This window comes from Arenimonas sp. (assembly GCF_019459675.1).
In the GTDB taxonomy this organism is placed as follows: domain Bacteria; phylum Pseudomonadota; class Gammaproteobacteria; order Xanthomonadales; family Xanthomonadaceae; genus Arenimonas.
Genome location: NZ_JAIBFH010000007.1, coordinates 1 through 4,848 on the forward strand (window position 1 = coordinate 1; position 4,848 = coordinate 4,848).

Here is a 4,848-nt window from a genome sequence, read left to right on the forward strand (position 1 = left end):
GGGGGGGGCCGGGGCGGGGGGGGGCGGGGGCCCCCGCGGGGCATCCCCGGGGGGGGGGGCCCCCCGGCCGCGCCCGGGCCGGCTTCAGCTCACCACGAAGCTGACGCGCATGTTAACGCGCCACTCGGTGATGCTGCCGTCGTCGTTGCAGATCACCTTGATGTCGTTGACCCAGGCGCCCTTGATGTTCTTGACGCTCTTGGCGACCTTCTTCAGGCCGCCCTGCACGGCGTCTTCGACGCCCTTCTTGGATGCGGAGGAAACTTCGATCACCTTTGTGACAGTGGCCATGACGTTCTCCTTTGGGATTACCCGTTGCGGGTCCCAGGACTATACCCCCGCACCGTCCAGCAGGCCGGCGTAGCCGGAACGGTAGTCGGGATATCTCGGGGCCCAGCCGCTGGCGCGAAGTCGGGCATTTCGCACACGGCGGCCGCTCCCGGGGCCCGTGGCCGTGGCCACGGGGGGCAAGCCTTCGCGGGCGCGCACCCAGTCCAGCACCTCGTGCTCCAGCGAAGGCTCGTCGTCATTGCCCAGGTACACCGGCTGCGGATGCGGGAGGTCGAGCAGGTGTGACAGCGCCGAGGCGGCATCGTCGACGTGGATGCGGTTGGTCCAGCGCGGTGCACCGGCGTCGCCGGCGCGCGCCTTGCGCAGCATCGATTCCCGGCCTGGCCCGTAAATCCCCGACAGCCGCAGGACCACGCCTTCAGGCCAGTCCGACAGCACCCGCTCGGCGTCCAGCAGCACCCGCCCGTTGAAGGCCGGCGGCCTGGCCGGCGTGGCTTCGTCCACCCATTCGCCGGCGTCTTCGCCGTAAACCGCCGTGGACGAAACAAACACCACCCGCGCCGCGTCGCAGGCATCCATCAGCCGCCGCAGGCCGTCGACGTAAAGCGCGCGGTAGGCTGGCTCGTCACGTCGGTCCGGGGCAGCGCAGAACACCAGCGCATCCACGCGCCGCGGCAGCCGCGACAAACCCTCACCGCTGGCCAGGTCGGTTCGCAGCAGCCGCACGCCTTTGGGCGCCGCCACGTCGCGGCGGCGCAGACCCATTACGTCCTCGCCCCGGGCAGCGCGAAGCAGGGCCATTCGCGAGCCCACGTCGCCCATGCCCGCGACCAGCACAACGCGGCCGGCGCTCACTGGCCGGCACTGCCCTGCTTGCCGCCACCCGCCGACCTCGCAGGCGTCGCATGCGCCGCAGGCGTCGCGGGCGCCGCGGGCGCCGCAGGCGTCATGCGTGTCGGGCTGCAGCGCAACATCGGCTCGGTCTCGATGTCGAGCACGGTGCGGGTGCTGGCAGCGACGAGGTAGATGTCCCCGCGCTGCCGCTTGAGCCGCTGGCTGCCGACGGCACCTCCGGTCCCCAGCAGCGGCCCATCGTGTCGGCCCAGGCGCAGCTCGACGGCCGTCACGCCGCGCGCTGTGACGTCCCAGCGCGCCGTGTAGTCCGCGCACCGGCCGGTGCCATCCAGCGACAGCAGGCCGCTGCGTCCCCGCAGCGCCCGCGCGTGCACGCGCCGCAGTTGATCTTCCGAGGCGCCGTTGAACTTCAATGAATCCATAAACCGCATCATCGACGCCGGCGACGGGCGGAAGGCACCGCGCAGGTAATAGCTGGAGCCCTCGTAGACGCCGTCCACCGCCATCCAGGGACGGCTGGGGCGGCCATCCTGGGCCGGATCCATGCGATGGCCCCAGGCCACCACTTCGCTGTCCACGAACCGGGTGCTGTTGGGGCTGTTGAAATCACCTCCCTGGTAGTGCGCCAGGAACTCGAAATACTCATCGGCCAGGCCGCCGGGGTTGTGGCCGAACTCGTGTGCGGCGACGTTGTCGTTGACGTCAGCCGAAAGCATGCCGCCAGAAGCGAGGATGAAGGCATTCACCCGGCCATAGGGCACCGGCTGGTTGATCATCACCACCACCGCGGTGTACCCGGGCGATGCCTGTGCCGCCACTTCCACCGCCGTCCCGTAGTCGATGTTGATCAGGCCTCGGTTCGGCTCGTATTGCGCGCCGAACAGCGTGCTGCGCTTCCAAAAGTCGCCGTGGTCCATGCCAACCTGCGGCGAGTAGGCCAGCACCGCGCTGGCCTGGTAGGCCAGGCGATAACTGGAAAACTGCTCGGAGGAAAACAGGCCGCGCAGGTAGTCGCGCACGTTGCGCTCGAACAGTGCGCGGTCGTCCAGGCTCAGCACGCCGTCACCGTTGAGGTCCTGGAACGGCTCGTTGTTCACGCGCGGGTCCTGGCCTTCGGTCGGGTACCGGGCGTTGCCGTAGGTGGCGACCGGCTCGTCTGCTTCCCAAAGCCCGTTGCCGTTGACGTCCACGAACTGCACGCCGTCCCACAGCCCGTTGCCGTTGACGTCGGTATAGGTCTCGCGTTCCGCGGCGTAACCCTCGGCCAGGAAGACAAGCCGAAACGGCTCGGTACCCTCGCCCATGATCCGGCCGGTCCCCGTCGCGGCCAAGGGCTGCAGCGCCAGCGGCGGATCAAGCCGCAGGTCCTGCTCGAGGCTGGCGGTCACCGGACGATCAATGCTGACGATGCGGCGCTGCGACGGCGAATCAGATCTCGCACGGAACTCGTAGACGCAACCCTCGCACAACGGCAGCTGGAATCGGCCCTGGGCATCGCTGCTGACAGGGCAGCCGGGCGTGGCCCGGATGCCCATCTCGTCGCTGACACCGATCATCCGGTTTGGCACCGGAACGCCGTCGTGGCTGCGCAGCGTTCCGGTCCACCGCCGCTGCGGCTCGGCGCCATCGCGCACCAGCCCGATTGTCATGCCCGAAGCCGCGTTGAACGGCGCACTGGAATAACTCACTTCGCCCGGCATCCGGTAACGCAGCACGTAGCGCCCCGGGCCGGTGATCACACGATGCAGGTTGTCGGCCCCGGGGAAACGGCCGCCGGCGCGGCTGCGCGCGACCACCTTGCCGTTGCTGAGCAGCTCGAATCGTCCGTCCCGGTAAAAAGGGCAGCCCGGCCAAGTGGCCTCGGTCGGCAGCAACACGCGCATGTCGGCCCAGTCGCTGGCGCCGAGCTGGAAGCTGCGTTCGGTCGCGCCGGACACCGTCATGCTGGCGGTCATCGCCGGCGCAGCGAACAGCAAGGTGCGTTCCCAGTCCGACTCTCCGCCCTGCTCGGAGTCGGGCCATATCCTCAGCTCATACTCACCGTCCGGCAGCTCGATGCCTATCCGACCCTGTTGCCCCGTATTGCCGCTGGCGTAGTAGCGGCCGTCGCGCCAGAACTCCACCGCCGCAGCATCCAGGCCCTCGCCCGACGGGCCCCGCACGTTGACGAAGACGTTGTAGACGCCGGGGCGAGGCTCGACCCGGAAATCAACCTCGGCGTCACCGTTCACGCCGGTGCGATAGGCGCGGCTGGCGAAAGCGCCGTCCCGGAAGACTTCCACAACGCCCGTGTTCACCGGCGCCGCCACTTCGAAATTCGCCGTGCCGGGGAAGACCTGCAGCCGCGACGCCCCCGTGGCGCGATCGGCCACGTTCACCAGGTAGTCGCTGGCACCGGTCACCCGGCCCCGCACCAGCACCCCTCGCCCAATGCGCAGGTCCTGCACCGTGTCCGCCAGCACCGGGCCCAACTGCAGGGAGGTCTCGACAAAAGGGACCGGCGGCGACAGCTGCAGCCGCGGCGATGCGCCAGGCTCGACCGCCATCGCGTAGCTGAAGTCGGGAGGCGACAGGCCTATCGTCAATCCACTGCCCTCGCCGCTGTTGTCGTAGTCCCACAGCGCCATAGAAATCGAACCGGTCGGCGGCGGCGTGCCGGGCGGAAAGATAGCGCGGCCGGAAAGCACGGCGCCACGGCGCAGAGTGATGTCGCGAATGGCATCAGCCTGCACCAGCCCCAGCGACTGCCGCTCGGTCAGGTAGGGCGCAGGCGGGAAGATAGTCGCGATCAGACTCGACCCCGGCGGCGCCAACACCCGATAGTTGAAGTCCGGCGGCATGGCGTACACATACTGGCCCTGGTCGGCCATCCCCAGGAAGCCGGTCACCAGCATGCCGATGCTGTCAGCGGGTGCGGCCGAGCCGGCAGGGAAACGCATGCGGCCGCTGAGTTCGACGCCGACCTGCAGGGTAATGTCGCGCGTGATGTCGGCGGCGACGTTGGCCAGCTCGACGCGCTGCCTCAGGAACGGTGCCGGCGGCTGCAGCGTGATCGAAACGTCCGAACCGGGCCGCACCGCCACCGCGTATTCGAACTGCGGTGGCTGGGCGGTGAAGGGGCGGGACGTCTGAGAATCCGCGTAGTAGCCCGACACCGCCGTGGTCGGCGCGGCGCGGCCCGGGGCGAACAGCAACCGCCCACGCACCACCACGCCGCGCTCGAGCAGAACCTCGTGGTAGCTGTCGGCCAGCAGCGGCCCCACCGACCTGACCTTGGGCAGCCAGGGCGGCGGTGGCATCGCGTCGATGTCGACCATGGCCCCGTCGGTCGCAGGCGAATCAAATGAAAACCCCGGCGCAGTCGCCGAGTACGAGTAACCCGAGCCGGGACTGCCCATGGCGCCCCAGGTGGTCACGATCACGGGTGCGGTGGGCAGAGCCGCGCCGGCGGGGAATGTGATCCGGCCGCGCAGACGAACATCCTGGATCCGGCCGCCGCCCTTGGGCAGCGGAACGATCACTCGGTCTTCAACCGGCGGCAGCCGCGCGTCGGCCAAGTCGAGCACGGCGCGGGCGGGCCGGGTCGGCCGCAGCTTGGGCGGGGGTTCAGGCGCTGGAGCCCGGGAGCCCTCCGCCGTCTGGCAGCGGTCAGCGCTGGCCACCCATTCGGGCGCGCGCCCCGGGCCGGGCCCCCGGGGGGGG

The 4,848-nt window shown here is 69.8% G+C and carries 3 protein-coding genes; all 3 read right to left on the bottom strand.

Annotated elements, in window-relative coordinates; translation table 11 throughout:
• Positions 1 to 84: 84 nt before the first annotated feature.
• The 3 genes from K0M70_RS00215 to K0M70_RS00225 are packed head-to-tail and all read right to left on the bottom strand — an operon-like array spanning position 85 to position 4,712.
• On the bottom strand, positions 85 to 291 hold the full coding sequence (locus K0M70_RS00215; protein WP_290777694.1) for a dodecin family protein: 207 nt from the start codon (positions 289 to 291) through the stop codon (positions 85 to 87).
• Positions 292 to 330: 39 nt separating this feature from the next.
• Positions 331 to 1,146 (bottom strand): NAD-dependent epimerase/dehydratase family protein, encoded by an 816-nt coding sequence (locus tag K0M70_RS00220; RefSeq protein WP_290777698.1) that lies wholly within the window; start codon positions 1,144 to 1,146, stop codon positions 331 to 333.
• Positions 1,143 to 4,712, bottom strand: coding sequence for a M64 family metallopeptidase (locus tag K0M70_RS00225; protein ID WP_290777700.1), 3,570 nt, complete (start codon positions 4,710 to 4,712; stop codon positions 1,143 to 1,145). The genes K0M70_RS00220 and K0M70_RS00225 overlap by 4 nt, the downstream gene beginning before the upstream one ends.
• Positions 4,713 to 4,848 lie beyond the last annotated feature (136 nt).

Coding starts and splice junctions, on each gene's coding strand:
- K0M70_RS00215 (WP_290777694.1), bottom strand. CDS start 291: ATGGCCACTGTCACAAAGGTGATCGAAGTTTCCTCCGCATCCAAGAAG.